Origin of the sequence: Streptomyces sp. NBC_00203 (assembly GCF_045206325.1) — a bacterium.
Classification (GTDB): domain Bacteria; phylum Actinomycetota; class Actinomycetes; order Streptomycetales; family Streptomycetaceae; genus Streptomyces; species Streptomyces lutosisoli.
The window spans coordinates 5,198,873-5,213,703 of record NZ_CP108126.1; the positions used below are offsets into that span (position 1 = coordinate 5,198,873).

At 70.6% G+C, this 14,831-nt stretch carries 13 protein-coding genes and 1 tRNA gene; 4 read left to right on the forward strand and 10 right to left on the reverse strand.

Translation table 11 applies throughout. The features are described from left to right. The first annotated feature begins 108 nt into the window (after positions 1–108). On the forward strand, positions 109–1,365 hold the full coding sequence (locus OG975_RS23345) for an MFS transporter (protein WP_406331290.1): 1,257 nt from the start codon (positions 109–111) through the stop codon (positions 1,363–1,365). A 109-nt stretch (positions 1,366–1,474) separates the two neighbouring features. On the opposite strand, the gene OG975_RS23350 is transcribed toward OG975_RS23345, so the two are convergent. The 8 genes from OG975_RS23350 to OG975_RS23385 all read right to left on the reverse strand — a co-directional run bounded on the left by OG975_RS23350 (position 1,475) and on the right by OG975_RS23385 (position 9,759). Then, positions 1,475–3,118 (reverse strand): long-chain fatty acid--CoA ligase, encoded by a 1,644-nt coding sequence (locus OG975_RS23350; RefSeq protein ID WP_406336419.1) that lies wholly within the window; start codon positions 3,116–3,118, stop codon positions 1,475–1,477. Positions 3,119–3,321: 203 nt separating this feature from the next. Then, on the reverse strand, positions 3,322–3,885 hold the full coding sequence (locus OG975_RS23355; RefSeq protein ID WP_327429984.1) for a SigE family RNA polymerase sigma factor: 564 nt from the start codon (positions 3,883–3,885) through the stop codon (positions 3,322–3,324). A 328-nt stretch (positions 3,886–4,213) separates the two neighbouring features. Continuing rightward, positions 4,214–5,380, reverse strand: a complete 1,167-nt coding sequence (locus OG975_RS23360; protein WP_406331291.1) for a lipid-transfer protein — start codon at positions 5,378–5,380, stop codon at positions 4,214–4,216. Then, on the reverse strand, positions 5,377–5,772 hold the full coding sequence (locus OG975_RS23365; protein WP_406331292.1) for a MaoC family dehydratase: 396 nt from the start codon (positions 5,770–5,772) through the stop codon (positions 5,377–5,379). The genes OG975_RS23360 and OG975_RS23365 overlap by 4 nt, the downstream gene beginning before the upstream one ends. Further along, on the reverse strand, positions 5,769–6,896 hold the full coding sequence (locus OG975_RS23370) for an acyl-CoA dehydrogenase family protein (protein WP_406331293.1): 1,128 nt from the start codon (positions 6,894–6,896) through the stop codon (positions 5,769–5,771). The genes OG975_RS23365 and OG975_RS23370 overlap by 4 nt, the downstream gene beginning before the upstream one ends. 1 nt (position 6,897) lies before the next feature. Beyond that, positions 6,898–7,923: a bifunctional MaoC family dehydratase N-terminal/OB-fold nucleic acid binding domain-containing protein gene (locus OG975_RS23375; RefSeq protein ID WP_406336421.1), complete on the reverse strand. Its 1,026-nt coding sequence runs from the start codon at positions 7,921–7,923 to the stop codon at positions 6,898–6,900. Positions 7,924–7,943: 20 nt separating this feature from the next. Further along, positions 7,944–9,140, reverse strand: a complete 1,197-nt coding sequence (locus tag OG975_RS23380; RefSeq protein WP_406331295.1) for an acyl-CoA dehydrogenase family protein — start codon at positions 9,138–9,140, stop codon at positions 7,944–7,946. A 313-nt stretch (positions 9,141–9,453) separates the two neighbouring features. After that, positions 9,454–9,759, reverse strand: coding sequence for a hypothetical protein (locus tag OG975_RS23385; protein ID WP_406331296.1), 306 nt, complete (start codon positions 9,757–9,759; stop codon positions 9,454–9,456). 372 nt (positions 9,760–10,131) lie between these two features. Between OG975_RS23385 and OG975_RS23390 the strand changes: the two genes are divergently transcribed. Beyond that, positions 10,132–11,010 (forward strand): bifunctional DNA primase/polymerase, encoded by an 879-nt coding sequence (locus OG975_RS23390; RefSeq protein ID WP_406331297.1) that lies wholly within the window; start codon positions 10,132–10,134, stop codon positions 11,008–11,010. 242 nt (positions 11,011–11,252) lie between these two features. Here the strand turns inward: OG975_RS23390 and OG975_RS23395 are convergent. Then, positions 11,253–11,337: transfer RNA gene (locus tag OG975_RS23395), tRNA-Ser, on the reverse strand. A 46-nt stretch (positions 11,338–11,383) separates the two neighbouring features. Then, complete coding sequence (locus OG975_RS23400; protein ID WP_406331298.1) at positions 11,384–12,880, reverse strand: S1C family serine protease; 1,497 nt, start codon at positions 12,878–12,880, stop codon at positions 11,384–11,386. 257 nt (positions 12,881–13,137) lie between these two features. On the opposite strand from OG975_RS23400, the gene OG975_RS23405 reads away from it, so the two are divergent. Then, positions 13,138–13,947 carry a glycerophosphodiester phosphodiesterase gene (locus tag OG975_RS23405; RefSeq protein ID WP_406331299.1) on the forward strand — a complete coding sequence of 270 codons (810 nt, stop codon included), beginning with the start codon at positions 13,138–13,140 and terminating at the stop codon, positions 13,945–13,947. A gap of 127 nt (positions 13,948–14,074) precedes the next feature. Continuing rightward, entirely contained in the window at positions 14,075–14,725 is a 651-nt protein-coding gene (locus OG975_RS23410) for an ATP-binding protein (protein ID WP_406331301.1), read from the forward strand. The last annotated feature ends 106 nt before the right edge of the window (positions 14,726–14,831 follow it).

Below are 14,831 nucleotides of genomic sequence, written 5' to 3' on the forward strand. Positions count from 1 at the left end.
AACCAACCAGTTGGTTGACACTCCCGTGGGTGCGGGGCAGACTCGACCCCCGCAGCCAACCAACCAGTTAGTTACATGGACAGCCGGCCCGAAGGAGTCCCGCCGCTCATGCCGTCAGCCACCCAGGAGATCCCGGCGCCCCGCACCGGTGTCCGCCGACCGGCCGCCGCGCCGTCGCTCCCGCCCACCCTCCTCCTCACCCTCATCGCCCTGTGCACCGCCGTCACGGCCGCCAACATCTACCTCGCGGCCCCGCTGCTCCCCCTGATCGCCCACGACTTCGGCTCGGCGCCCTCGGCCGTGGCCTGGATCGCGTCGGTCGCACAGTTCGGCTACGCGACCGGGCTGCTCTTCTTCGCCCCGCTCGGCGACACCGTGAACCGGCGCCGCCTGGTCGCCGCCCTCTCGCTCGTCACCACGGCGGCGCTGATCCTGGGCGCCTTCTCGGGCGGGACCACCACGCTGGCCGCCGCCGTCTTCGTCGCGGCCGCCGCCACCGTCGTACCGCAGCTGCTGGTGCCGCTGGTCGCCGCGCGCGCCCCCGCGCACCGGCGGGCCCGGCACGTCGCCGCCGTCATCGCCGGGCTCTTCACCGGGATCGTCGCGGCCCGCGTCCTCGGCGGGCTGATCGGCCAGGCCTTCGGCTGGCGGATCGTCTTCGTCGGCGCGGCGGTGCTGACCGCCGCCCTGGGGCTCGCGACCGCCTGGGCGCTCCCCACGGACTCCCGCCCCCGCACCGGCCCGCTGTTCGCGGGGCTCCGGGCCCTGCCGTCCGTCGTCCGCACCTCCCCGGACCTCTGGCGGGCGTGCCTGCGCCAGGCCGGGATGTACGGGGCGTGGAGCGCGCTGTGGACCTCGCTCGCGCTGCTGCTGACGGGAGACGGCGGGTACGGGCTGTCCACCGCTACGGCCGGGCTCTTCGGCCTCTTCGGCCTCACCGCGAGCGCCGTGGCACCGCTAGCGGGCGGCTTCGTCGACCGGTTCGGCGCCGCCAAGGTCGTACGGTCCGCGTATCTGCTCGCGGCCGTGTCCGTACCGCTGTTCTGGCTGGGCGGGAGCACGCTGTGGGCGCTGTGCGCGGCGGCGATCGTGGTCCACGCGGCCCTGGTGACCAGCCATGTCGCCAACCAGACCCTGGCGTTGACGACGACCTCGACCCCGGCGACCGCCAACACGGCTTATGTGGTGGCCGGTTTCGCGGGCGGCGCGCTCGCATCGGCGCTGGCGGGCAGCGCGTTCACCCAGTGGGGCTGGGGTGGCGTGTGCGCGGTGGCGGGGGTGTGGCTGCTTCTGGGGTGGACCACGACGTCCGTACGACGTGGTCCGGGGCGGAACGCGAGGGCCACAGCGTCCGTACGGCGATGATCTGCGCGGACGACGGATGCGTACCGCGTACGACGGATGCGGACAACGGACGCGTACGGCGGGTGGGGCGCCCCAGGGCTCCCCACCCGCCGTACGTGTGTCACGTGTGTCAGAGCTTCGTGACGTCCAGCTCGCCCTCCGCGTACTGCCTGCGGAGCACCTTCTTGTCGAACTTGCCGACGCTCGTCTTCGGGACCGAGGCGATGATCGTCCAGCGCTCGGGGAGCTGCCACTTGGCGATCTTGCCCTCGTCGGCGAGGAAGGCGCGCAGCGTCTCGAAGTCGGCGGCGGAGCCCTCCCTCAGGACGACGGTGGCCAGCGGACGCTCGCCCCACTTGTCGTCGGGGACGGCGACGACGGCGGCCTCGGTGACATCCGGGTGGGACATGAGGGCGTTCTCCAGGTCCACGGACGAGATCCACTCGCCGCCCGACTTGATGACGTCCTTGGCGCGGTCGGTGAGGGTCAGGAAGCCGTCGGCGCTGATGGTGCCGACGTCACCGGTCTTGAGCCAGCCGTCCTCGCTGAACTTGTCGGCGGGGCGCAGCGGTTCGGCGCCCTGGCCGCCGTAGTAGGCGCCCGCGATCCAGGGGCCGCGCACCTCCAGCTCGCCCGCGGACTCGCCGTCCCAGGGGAGCCGCTCGCCGCCGGGGCCGGTGAGGCGAGCCTCGACGCCGGTCGGGAAGCGGCCCTGCGTCAGCCGGTACGCGAACTCCTCGTCCGTGCCCTCGGCGTGGGCCGGCGGCCGGGCGATGGTGCCGAGCGGCGAGGTCTCGGTCATGCCCCAGGCGTGACAGACCCGCATGCCCAGCTCGTCGAAAGCCGCCATGAGCGAGGGCGGACAGGCCGAGCCGCCGATCGTCACCTGGGTGAGGGAGGAGACATCGCGGGGCTTGGCGGTCAGCTCGGCGAGCAGGCCCTGCCAGATGGTGGGGACCGCGGCGGCGTGCGTCGGCCGCTCACTCTCGATCATCTCGGCGAGCGGCGCGGGCTGGAGAAAACGGTCCGGCATCAGCATGTTGATGCCGGTCATGAAGGTCGCGTGCGGCAGACCCCAGGCGTTGACGTGGAACTGCGGGACCACGACGAGGGTCGTGTCGCGGTCGGTGAGACCCATCGACTGGGCCATGTTGACCTGCATGGAGTGCAGGTAGATCGAACGGTGGGAGTAGACCACGCCCTTGGGGTCGCCGGTGGTGCCGGAGGTGTAACACATGGCCGCGGCCTGGCGTTCGTCGATCTCCGGCCAGTCGTACGTCGTCGGCTTCCCGGCGATCAGTTCCTCGTACTCGTGCACCCGCACCGACGCTCCGGCGAGCAGCGAACGGTCACCGGGTCCCGAGATCACCACGTGCTCGACGGTCGGCAGATGGGGGAGGAGCGGCGCGAGCAGCGGAAGCAGCGAGCCGTTGGCGATGATCACGCGGTCGGCGGCGTGGTTCACGATGAAGACGAGCTGTTCCGCAGGGAGGCGGAGGTTGAGCGTGTGCAGGACCGCGCCCATGGAGGGGATCGCGTAGTACGCCTCGACGTGCTCAGCGTTGTTCCACATCAGCGTCGCGACCCGCTCGTCGCCCGTCACCCCGAGGTCGTCGCGCAGGGCGCCCGCGAGCTGGGCCGCACGCTCCGCGGCCTCGCGGAAGCTGCGACGCTGCGGCTCGCCCTCCCCGGTCCAGGTCGTGATCTGCGACGAACCGTGCACGAGCGCGCCGTGTTCGAGAATGCGGGTCACAGTCAGCGGTACGTCCTGCATCGTGCTCAGCACGGCGTCCTCCCGGGGGCGACATTGCCTACGCGGTAGTAAGGGTTGCGCTGATTCTGCGCACATACCGCGCGGTATGTCACTAGGACCCGTTGATCGATCACATCACGTTGCCAACGGGAACCTTTTATGGACCACCGGAAGGAGACCTGCCGGACGGTGGCCCACCGGAAGGTGACCTGACGGAAGGCGTCCTACCGGACGAGTCCCAGCTCGGGGTCCTCACGCAGCTTGCCCAGCGCACGCGACACCGCCGACTTGACCGTCCCCACGGAGACCCCGAGCACCTCCGCGGTCTGTGCCTCACTCAGGTCCTCGTAATACCGCAGGACAACCATCGCCCGCTGCCGCGTCGGCAACTTCGCGATCGCCCGCCACATCGCGTCGTGCAACGCCTGCTGCTCGGCGGGATCCCCGGCGGACAGTCCCTCCGGCTCCGGCAGCTCGTCGCACGCGAACTCGTCGACCTTGCGCTTGCGCCACTGCGACGTCCGCGTGTTCAGCAGCGCCCGGCGCACATAGCCGTCCAGCGCCCGGTGGTCCTCGATCCGGTCCCAGGCGACATACGTCTTCGTCAGCGCGGTCTGCAGCAGGTCCTCCGCGTCGCTCGGGTTCGCGGTGAGCGACCGGGCCGTACGCAGCAGCACCGGCTGGCGGGCCTTCACATACGACGCGAACGAGGGATACGGCGCGTACGGAAGGGTTTTCACCGCCGGTGTCGCGGCGTTCGAAGCGCTCGTGCAGACGAGTGTGGTCATGGCTCCACGCTAGGTTCGCCCCCTCCTCTCGCGGATCGGCCGCAGGTCCCGAAGCGGTGTCCCCCTCAGGTTGTAGGAGTGGGGCTGACCCCACCTCCTGAGGGTGGACGAGCGGCGCCTGCACCCTGAGGGTTCATCCCTGAGAGACACCTACCGGGGTAGTACACCGGGGCAGTACACCGGACCGCTGGGGGCTGCACGCGGGACGGGCGGGGGCTGGTCGCCGGACCGCCGGGAGCCGGTCGCCGGACCGCCAGGAGCCGGTCGCCGGACCGTCGAGGGGCGGCTGTACGCGGGCCCGCTGGACCCCGGACACGCTCCCGCCTTCTCACCCGTCCGCCCCGAGGATCAGCCCCGATGTGGGAACTCCAGTGCCAGCGGTGACGAGGACGCGGCCGGCTCCCGGTATCTGGTTCACGGACGTGCCCCGCAGCTGTCGCACCCCCTCCGCGATCCCGTTCATCCCGTGCAGATACGCCTCCCCGAGCTGTCCTCCGTGCGTGTTCAGCGGCAGCCGCTCCTCGGCGACGAAGTCCGCGGCCTCCCCCGGCTTGCAGAACCCGAACTCCTCCAGCTGCATCAGCACGAACGGCGTGAAGTGGTCGTACAGAATCCCCACGTCGATGTCCGCCGGACTCAGTCCGGCCGTCCGCCACAGCTGCCGTGCCACCACGCCCATCTCCGGCAGCCCTGTCAGATCGTCCCGGTAGAAGCTGGTCATCTGCTCCTGCGCCCGGCCCGCGCCCTGGGCGGCGGCCGTAATCACCGCGGGCGGATGGGGCAGATCGCGGGCCCGCTCCACGGACGTGACGACGATCGCCTGGCCGCCATCCGTCTCCTGGCAGCAGTCCAGCAACCGCAGCGGCTCGACGATCCACCGCGAGGCCGCGTGCTCGGCGAGGGTGATCGGTCTGCCGTGGAAGTACGCCGCCGGGTTCGCCGCCGCGTACTTCCGGTCCACCACGGCGACATGGCCGAACGCCTCGGGTGTCAGTCCGTAGGTGTGCAGATACCGCTGGGCCGCCATCGCCACCCATGAGGCGGGCGTGAGCAGCCCGAACGGCAGGGACCAGCCCAGCGCCGCCCCCTCCGCCGACGGCTCCCGCCGCTGCACCCCGGAACCGAATCTCCTGCCCGACCGCTCGTTGAACGCCCGGTAGCAGACCACCACCTCGGCCACTCCGGTCGCCACCGCGAGCGCCGCCTGCTGGACCGTCGCGCAAGCCGCGCCGCCCCCGTAGTGGATCCGCGAGAAGAACGACAGCTCCCCCATTCCTGCCGCCTGGGCAACGGTGATCTCCGGGCTGGTGTCCATCGTGAACGTGACCATCCCGTCCACGTCCCCCGGCGTCAGCCCGGCGTCGTCGAGCGCGGCCCGCACCGCCTCCACCGCCAGCCGGAGCTCACTGCGCCCGGAGTCCTTGGAGAACTCGGTGGCCCCGATCCCCACGACCGCCGCCGCTCCGCCGAGGCTGTCCCTCGTCCGTACGCTCATCGGACACCCCCGGGCGGCAGGGTGACCGTCACCGTCCCGGTCACATGTCTGCCGATGCCGTTCGCCCCGATCACCCGCACCGTGGCCGTGTCGCCCTCGACCGCCTCGACCGAGCCGGTCAACACCATGGTGTCGCCTGGGTAGTTGGGCGCGCCGAGGCGGATGGCCACCTTGCGAAGCAGCGCGTCCGGCCCGAGGCAGTCGGTGATGTACCTCCCGACCAGGCCGTTGGTGGTCAGGATGTTCATGAAGATGTCGGGGGAACCCTTCTGCCGCGCCAGCTCCGCGTCGTGGTGCACATCCTGGTAGTCCCGTGACGCGATCGCCCCGGCCACGATCAGCGTGCGCGTGACCTCGATCTCCAGCGGCGGCAGTGCGTCGCCGGCTCTCATGTCTCCACCTCCCCGCTCACGATCAACTCCCCCAATTCCTGAAGTACTTCGCTCCCGCACCCCAGATACGCGTCCAGCTGCCGCCCCCAGAGAAAATGCCGGTGTACGGGGTGCTCCAGATCGGCTCCCGTCCCGCCGTGCAGATGCTGGCCGGTGTGCACCACCCGCTGTCCCGCCTCGGACGCCCACCAGGCGGCGGTCAGCGCGTGCGTCGCGTACGCCAGCCCCTCGTCGCGGCGCCATGCCGCCTCGTACGCCGTCACCCGTATCGCCTCGATGTCCATGTACGCGTCGGCCGCCCGGAGTTGGACACCCTGCTTGGCGGCGAGCGGTCGGCCGAACTGCTCCCGCATGTTCGTGTACTCCACGGCCCGCGCCAGCGACCCCACGCACACCCCGGCCTGCAGTCCGGCGAAGGCGGTACGGGCGGTGGCGAGTATGTCGTCGTAGGCGTCCTGGGGAGCCTGCTCCTCCTCGCCCGGACCCATCCCGCCCGAGCCGACCTCGTCCGGACCCACCTCGGCATATCGCTCACCCGGCGGCCCACCAAGCCGCTCACCAGGTGTCCCGTCGAGCGTCAGCCGCCCCGCCGACCAGGGCGCCGTCAGCTCCACCGGCTCGCACGCCGCCTCGGCGGTCCGCACCAGCCAGAGCCGGTGCCGGTCGTCCGCGACGAGCACATGGGTGGAGTCCCGCAGCCAGGGCACCACGGGGACGACACCGCTCAACCGTCCAGGCGCTGCCTCCCGGACGGCACCCGGCCCGGGCATCGCGCCGGGCATCGCCCCGCTCACCACCACCGTGCCGTCCCCGATCGCCGGCAGCAGCCGCTCCCGCTGCTCCCATGAACCGTGGGCCGTCACCGCCAGGAGCCCGTACACACAGCTCGCCGCGAACGGGACCTGGGCCGTGGTGCGCCCCTGTTCCTCCAGGAGGAGCACCAGGCCGAGGAGCCCTATGTCCGCCACGGCCGCCACGAGCCCGGCCGCGCACAGCTCCTTCCACAGCTCGGCGTCGCTGCCGGTCCCCGCGGCGGCGAGCCGCTCGTGCGTGGAGAGGTCGCCGAAGATCCGCGCGGCGAGATCACGGGCGGCCGCCTGCTCCTCGGTCGGCGTGAAGTCCATCTCAGCTCCCCCCGCCATCGGTCTCGCCGACCCGGAAGACCGGCAGCACCAACTCCTCGTCGTACCGCTTGAATTGGAGCCGCACGGGCATCCCGATCCGCACCTTGTCGTAGGGCACCCCGATCACATTGCTCACGATCCGCACGCCCTCCGCCAGCTCGATCAGGCCGACCGCGTAGGGACCTGCCGCGTGGGGACCCGCCGCGTAGGCACCCTCCGCGTCGGCGGCATGATCAGATTCCGTGAAGGCCGGGAAGGGCGGATGGTGCATGACGACGTACGAGTAGACGGTCCCTTCGCCGCTCGCCTCGACCGTGTCCCACTCCAGACAGCCACACCCGTTGCACCCCGGCAGCCAGGGGAATCTCAGCTCCCGGCAACCCGTGCACCGCTGGATCAGCAGCCGGTGCCGCTCGACGCCCTCCCAGAACCCGGCGTTGTCCCTGTTGACGACAGGGCGCGGGCGCCTGCTCCTCGGCTCCGCCAGCTCCTTAGGCTCTTTGGGCTTCCGTTCCTTGGGCTTCCGTCGCGTCGGCGCGTACTTGAGGATCCGGAACCTGTGCGTACCGGCGAGCTCGCCCCCCGCCCGTACATCCATCCGCGTCGTGACGAAGTGCCCCGTGCCCAGCTTGGTCGTCTTGCGTTCGGAGACCGACTCGATCACCGCGTCGAAGGTGATGTCGTCCCCCGGGCGCAGCGGACGCACATACTCCTGCTCGCAGTCGGTGGCGACCACCGAGGTGTACCCGGCGTCGTCGAGCAGCCCGAACAGCTCGTCGAACGCGTCCGAGCGGCCCGTGTGTCCGGAGAGGCCGCCCATGGTCCATGCCTGGAGCATGGTGGGCGGTGCCACGGCGTTCGGCCCCTCGTACGCCGGATTGGTGTCGCCCATCGCCTCGCACCAGTGCCGGATCATCGGCTCGTTGACCGGGTCCTTGCCCACGCCCGCGACGGCGGCCGCGCGCCCCTCGTACGCCTTCAGCCGCAGCCCCAGCTCGTCCAGCGCGTCCGGTTCGCTCGGTTCCATCGTTTCCATCGGTTCGTCACTCACCGCCGCCCCCTCTTCATCCCGAGCCGCATGGTCGCCACGATCTCCCGCTGCACCTCGCTCACCCCGCCCCCGAACGTGTTGATCTGCGCCGCCCTGTTCATCCGCTCCAGCTCGCCGTCCCCGAACACCCCCGGTGAGCCGGAGCGGACCAGTGCGTCCGCTCCCACAATTTCCTGACACATTCGGTACACCGCGACCGCGGATTCGGTTCCCGCGACTTTCACGCCGCTCGCGTCGCCGGGTGCCAGTCGACCGGCCCCCACATCCCCCACCAAACGCCAGTTGAGCAGGCGTGATGCCGCCAGTCGGGCATGTACTTCGGCCAGCCGGAACCGCACCCACGGCTCGTCAATCCGACGCCGACCATTCACCGGATCAGGTGTACGCGCCGCCTCCAGGGCGGCCGCGTAGAAGTCCTCGGCCTGCATCCCGATCGCGGCGAGCGCGACCCGCTCGTGGTTGAGCTGGTTGGTGATGAGTCCCCAGCCGCCGTTCTCCTCGCCGACGAGGTTCCCGGCGGGGACGCGGATCCCGTCGTAATACGTGGCCGTGGTCGTCAGTCCGCCCACCGTCTCGATCGGCGTCCAGGAGAAGCCGGGCGCGTCCGTGGGCACGAGGAGGATCGAGATGCCCTGGTGCTTGGGCGCGTCCGGGTCGGTCCGGCAGGCGAGCCAGATCCAGTCGGCGTTCTGGGCGTTGGAGGTGAAGATCTTCTGCCCGTCGATCCGCCAGTACCCGCCCTCGGCGTCCCCCGGACCGGAGGTCTCCCCGCCGTCCCGCACGGCGCGCGTCCGCAGGGAGGCGAGGTCCGTCCCCGCCGAGGGCTCCGAGTACCCGATGGCGAAGACGAGGTCCCCGCTCAGGATGCGCGGCAGAAAGAACTCCTTCTGCTCCTCACTCCCGTACTTCATGAGTGTCGGCCCGACGGTGTTCAGCGTGACCATGGACACCGGCGCGCCGGCCCGGTAGGCCTCGTCGAAGAACACGAACTGCTCGTCCGCGCCTCGCCCTTGGCCTCCGTACGCGACCGGCCAGCCGAGTCCGAGCAGCCCGTCGGCGCCGATGCGGCGCAGCAGGGCGCGCTGCCGCCCGGGGTCGTCGGCGGGCGGCGGTCCGTCGGGCATCAGATCCCGGAAGTACGCACGGAGCTCGGCGCGCAGCCGCTGCTGGCGCTCGGTGGGGGCGAGGTGCACGACGGCGGCCCTCCCGGACTGCGTACGAACAAGGGTTTCTGACTGTCCGTCAGATACCGTTCACTGTCAAGGTCACCGGAGCCGTGACGGGCCCTCCGGAAGATCGGGGCCGGAGCTGCCACGGACCCTCAGAGAACCGGCACCGGAGCCGCCGCGGACCCTTCGGAGGATCGGCGCCGAAGTCGCCGTAGCCGCACCGAAAACGCGTCTGCGCGACGGCACCGAAGCACCGCCGCGCAGACGCGTTACCACCCCACAGAGCGCAACCCCACACGGGAGTTTCCGGGCCGATGTGAGCGCATCGGCCCCCGGCTCACCAGAGGTTGGTGAAGTTGACGACGGCGTTGTCCTGGTCGATGGCCGTGAACCCCGAGCCGTTCACCTGGGCCGTGTTGCTCTGGTTCGAGGCGCCGGAGCCGACCGCCTGCTGCTGGGTGGTGGAGGAGTTGCCGTTGTTGTCGTGTCCGACGCCGCTGCCGACGATGGATGCCACGCCCGCGTTCGATCCGTCGTCCGCGAAGGCGCCGTTGTCTGCCGTCGCGACGCCCGAGAAGAGGGCGGCCGCGAGGGGCAGGGCCGCGACGGCGGCGAGGACGCGGGCGGTACGGATGCTTGCCATGTGAATTCCTCCAGAACCGGTTGTACGCACCGGCGGTGAACCGGGATGTACGTGAAATAAGGCTTGTTCCCAGGCAGTTGGCCGACCGCCTCGGCGTTGTTCACGACGTCGCGAGTCCAGAGTTGCCCACAGAATCCCCGGCGAACCACCCCGGAAGCCGTGATTCGCCCTCAAGCGTGAGGACATGTCGATAAACCCCCTTCACGCCCACAAATCCCCTGCTCAGCCCCGGGCAGGCGACTCAATCCCAGTCGCCGCAAGGGCTGAAGCGTTCCAGCACATTTTCGGCCAATCCCACCCTTCGCCCACCCCGCACCCTCGCGTGTCCGGCGAGCCCTTCCCTTTTTCGAACACTCGTACGAACATGGATGCATGGCCACCATCGACCGGCAGGCCACCACCCTGGCCCTGGCCCACGCCCTGTCCGCAGCCGAGCGCGGACTGGCGGTGATCCCGCTGTCCCGAACGAAGCTCCCGGCCCTGCGCTCCCCCCACCGCGACGACCCCGAACCCTCCCCCTGCCACGGCGAATGCGGCCGCTTCGGACACGGCGTGTACGACGCCTCGACCGACCCCCGGCGCATCCGCGAACTCTTCGCCGCCGCCCCCTGGGCCACCGGCTACGGCATCGCCTGCGGACTGCATCCGCACCACCTCATCGGCATCGACCTCGACACCAAATCCGGTACGGACTCCTCTGCGGCCCTCCGTGAACTGGCCCTGCGCCACCTGTTCACGATCCCGGCGACCGTGGTCGTCCTCACCCCCAGCGGCGGCCGCCACCTGTGGCTGAGCGGACCGCCGGACGTCGTCGTCCCCAACTCGGCGAGCCGGCTGGCCCCCGGGATCGACATCCGCGGCGCCGGCGGCTACCTCGTCGGCCCCGGCTCCCGCACCGAACACGGCGTGTACGAAACGGCTCCGGGCACCGCGCAGCTGGCGCCCGCGCCCTGCCCGCGCGAACTGCTGCGCCTGCTCACGCCCCCGCCCCGTACGCACCACCCCACGCCCCCCGCGACCGGCCAACACGGCCAGGGGCTCGTCCAGTTCGTGCTCGCCGCCCACGCGGGGCAGCGCAACACCCGCCTCTTCTGGGCCGCCTGCCGCGCCTACGAGAACGACATCGGCCCCCAACTGACCGAACCCCTCGTCGAAGCCGCCGTCCGCACGGGCCTCACCGAACGCGAGGCCCGCTCGACCATCGCGTCGGCGGCCCGCATGACGAACCCGTCGCCTCGACGGCACGGCTGACGGCTGACGGCTGACGGCTGACGGCTGACGGCCCCAACGGCTCGGGGTCCGCCGGCGGTCGGCCCGTGGTCGGCCGGCGAAGCGGTAGACGAAGTTGCCGCCGCCGTTCGGGCCGGTGAGGTCGTCCGCACGGTAGAGGGCGGACCCGGGGTGCGACATGGGCCGCCTGCCTCACCGTCTCTCAACCTCTCAACGGCGAGAGCCCCCGACCGTTTTCCCTGGTCGGGGGCTCTCAGCCACTGCGGTGGGTGTGGGATTTGAACCCACGGTGACTCGCGCCACGACGGTTTTCAAGACCGTTCCCTTAGGCCGCTCGGGCAACCCACCCCGCGCCGCCCACGATCGTGGGCGGCGCGGGGACAAGACTAACGGGTCAGCTGTCGCCCTCGCGCTGTCCCAGGGTGACGTCCACGGTGTGGGTCTTGCCGTCGCGCGTGTACGTGAGCTTGACGGTGTCGCCGGGCTGGTGGGTCCAGATCTCGCCGATGAGGGTCGGGCCGCTGTCGATCACCTGGTCGTCGAGCTTGGTGATGACGTCGCCGGGCTTGAGGCCGGCCTTGTCGGCGGGGCCGCCGGAGGTGACCGCGTCCGAGCCGCTCGCGCCCTGCTCGGTGATCTTCGCGCCGCCGGTGCCCTCTTCGAGGGAGACCGACGCGCCGATCACCGGGTAGACCGGCTTGCCGGTCTTGATGAGCTGCTGGGCGACGTTCTTCGCCTGGTTGATCGGGATCGCGAAGCCCAGGCCGATGGAGCCGGACTGACTGGTGCCGCCGAGGCCGCCGCTGCTCGTCGACTGAATCGCCGAGTTAATGCCGATGACAGCGCCCTGCTCGTCCAGGAGAGGGCCACCGGAGTTGCCCGGGTTGATCGAGGCGTCCGTCTGCAGGGCGCTCATGTACGAGGCCTTGTTGCTGGAGCTGCCGTCGCTGGAGGCCACCGGGCGGTTCTTGGCGCTGATGATGCCCGTGGTCACCGTGTTGGAGAGGCCGAAGGGCGCGCCGATCGCGATCGTGGAGTCGCCGACGGCCACCTTGTCGGAGTCACCGAGAGCCAGCGGCTTCAGGTCCGACGGCGCGTTCTTGAGCTTGATGACCGCGACGTCGTAACCCTGCGCGTGGCCGACCACCTCGGCGTTGTACTTCTTGCCGTCGGGGAAGGTCGCGGTGAGCTTGCCGCCGTCGACCGCGTCCGCCACGACGTGGTTGTTGGTGAGGATGTGGCCCTGGGTGTCGAACACGAACCCGGTGCCGGTGCCGCCCTCGCCGCTGGTGCTCTGGGCCTCGATGGTGACGGTGCTCGGCAGCGCCTTGGCGGCCACGTTCGCGACCGTGCCCGAGGCACGCTTCACGCTGCCGCTGCTGCTCGGGGCGGAGACCGTCGTCGAGTCGGTGGAGTTGTCGTTGTTCTTGGCCAGCGAGTAGCCGATGCCGCCACCGACGCCGCCCGCGACCAGCGCCGCCACCAGGATCGCGGCGACCAGGCCACCGCGCCCGTTCTTCGGCTTCGGCGCGGGCTGCTGATAGGACGAGCCCCACCCGTCGGCTCCCGAGCCGCCGCCGTCGGCGTACGACGGGGTGGCGGGCGGCGGAGGCGGCCAGCCCGCCTCGGCGGCGGAGCCGGGAGCTCCGGTGCCCCCTCCGTACGGGTCGGCTCCCTGCCCGGCTCCGGCGGAGGCGTACGCCGACTGCTCCGCGAGCGCCGGTGCCTGCTCCGGCGCGCCGGGGGCGCTCGGAGGCACCGCCGGGATCGGGGCTGTCGGTGCGCCCCCCTCGGGCGCAGCGGTCTGCGCGGAAGCAGCGGGAGTTTCCACCGGCACAGGAGGTGCGGACGGGGCCGGGGGTACTGCAGTGCCCTCGTTCTCGGTGCTCACAGCTCTTCTCCTCGATCCACGGCTGTTGTTCTCGGTCGCACTCGGTCACGCTCACTCACGCTTGTCGACGGCCCGGCGCGATTCAGCTGTGCATGTGCTTTTGTACGCCGTCAGCTTTTCCCACCGGACGTCAGAGCACCATAAGCGGTGGCTGTGGGTCCGGGGCCATTCTTTATAACGGACCCGTCAGTCGAAATTGACCTATTTCTGACGTATCCGACCTCACGCCTGCCCCGCGACGGTGGCACCATGACGCGGTGACCCTCGCACGACAGCACCCGATTCAGGTCGTCGCCCACCGCGGAGCCTCCGAAGAGGCCCCCGAGCACACCCTGGCCGCGTACAAGAAGGCGATCGAGGACGGGGCGGACGCCCTCGAGTGCGACGTACGGCTGACCGCGGACGGACATCTCGTCTGCGTCCATGACCGGCGCGTCAACCGTACGTCCAACGGCCGCGGAGCGGTCTCGGCCCTGGAGCTCTCCGAGCTCGCCGGGCTGGACTTCGGCTCCTGGAAGAACCGTGACGAGTCCCCGGACTGGGAGTACGGCCCCGGGGACCCGGAGGACACCTCGGTCCTCACCCTGGAGCGACTGCTCGAACTCGTCGCCGACGCGGGCCGGCGCGTGGAACTGGCCATCGAGACCAAGCACCCCACCCGTTGGGCGGGCCAGGTCGAGGAGCGGCTGCTTCTCCTGCTGAAGCGTTTCGGCCTGGACGCCCCGGAGTCCGCCGCCGAGTCGGCCGTACGCGTCATGAGTTTCTCGGCGCGCTCACTGCACCGCGTCCGGGCTGCGTCCCCGACCTTGCCCACGGTCTATCTGCTCCAGTTCGTCTCGCCCCGGCTGCGCGACGGACGACTGCCCGCGGGTGTCCGGATCGCGGGCCCGTCGATGCGGATCGTACGCAGTCACCCCGGGTACATCGAGCGGCTGAAACGAGCCGGGCACCAGGTGCACGTCTGGACCGTGAACGAGCCCGAGGACGTCGATCTCTGCGTTGAGCTGGGCATCGACGCCATCATCACCAACCGCCCGCGCGCGGTACTGCGCCAGCTGGGCCGCTGAGTTGGCGGCCCCCTTCCTGAAGCCACCTCCGAAACGCACCCCGAACCCCCGGATTCCACCGTCGAATTCAGGCCACGCGATTACAGGGAGTGCACCGGCGCGTTCGGTCCGTATTCGATCGTTACGAGTGCGTCAGCAGACGTGGATTGGCCGGTTTCCGGTCCAGTCCAAAGGGGCATTCACACCGTGGCGTGGGGCAAAGGAGGTCTCGGGGGTGGCGTTGGTGGTGGCACAGGAGGTGCCCACGTCGTCGAGCATGGCCGTACCCCATGGCCCTGCGGGCGTGGGGAAAGCAAGACACCGGATGCGTGATCAGCTGCGCTCCGGTGGCGTGGCGGAATCGGTCATCGACGATGCCGTACTGATCCTTTCCGAACTGCTGAGCAACGCGTGCCGACATGGCAGGCCGCTTGGCGATGCCCTGGCCGGCGACGGCGACGTCCGCGCCGCGTGGCGCGTCGATCCGTCCGGAAGACTCACCGTCGAGGTGACGGACGGCGGTGGTCCGACCCGCCCGGTTCCGGCCACGCCCTCGGTCACCGCGCGCGGCGGCCGCGGGCTGAACATCATCACGGCGCTGGCCAAGGACTGGGGCGTGCGGGACGACGCCCGCGGTGAGGTCACGGTGTGGGTCGTCGTCCAGGAGCACGTGAACAGCGCGACCGACACGGCCATGGCCCATCGCCGCGACGACTTCGCTACGCGCGTCGCGTCACCGACCGTGTCCGGTGCGATACCCGACCTCGACTTCGCGGACGCATTCGACGACCTGGACTGAAGGACACACCGATCAAGGTCCTGTACCGATCAAGGTCCTACGCCGATCCGGGCGCCCCCCGGCCGCCTTCCTGTGAGCGCGGTCGGACCGAGGCACACGCGGACCG

What these genes read in the sequence shown, in the direction of transcription:
- OG975_RS23360 (WP_406331291.1), bottom strand. Translation starts at nt 5,380, where the DNA reads ATGAGCGTACGGACGAGGGACAGCCTCGGCGGAGCGGCGGCGGTCGTG.
- OG975_RS23350 (WP_406336419.1), bottom strand. Translation starts at nt 3,118, where the DNA reads ATGCAGGACGTACCGCTGACTGTGACCCGCATTCTCGAACACGGCGCG.
- OG975_RS23390 (WP_406331297.1), top strand. Translation starts at nt 10,132, where the DNA reads ATGGCCACCATCGACCGGCAGGCCACCACCCTGGCCCTGGCCCACGCC.
- OG975_RS23385 (WP_406331296.1), bottom strand. Translation starts at nt 9,759, where the DNA reads ATGGCAAGCATCCGTACCGCCCGCGTCCTCGCCGCCGTCGCGGCCCTG.
- OG975_RS23355 (WP_327429984.1), bottom strand. Translation starts at nt 3,885, where the DNA reads ATGACCACACTCGTCTGCACGAGCGCTTCGAACGCCGCGACACCGGCG.
- OG975_RS23370 (WP_406331293.1), bottom strand. Translation starts at nt 6,896, where the DNA reads ATGGACTTCACGCCGACCGAGGAGCAGGCGGCCGCCCGTGATCTCGCC.
- OG975_RS23375 (WP_406336421.1), bottom strand. Translation starts at nt 7,923, where the DNA reads ATGGAACCGAGCGAACCGGACGCGCTGGACGAGCTGGGGCTGCGGCTG.
- OG975_RS23365 (WP_406331292.1), bottom strand. Translation starts at nt 5,772, where the DNA reads ATGAGAGCCGGCGACGCACTGCCGCCGCTGGAGATCGAGGTCACGCGC.
- OG975_RS23345 (WP_406331290.1), top strand. Translation starts at nt 109, where the DNA reads ATGCCGTCAGCCACCCAGGAGATCCCGGCGCCCCGCACCGGTGTCCGC.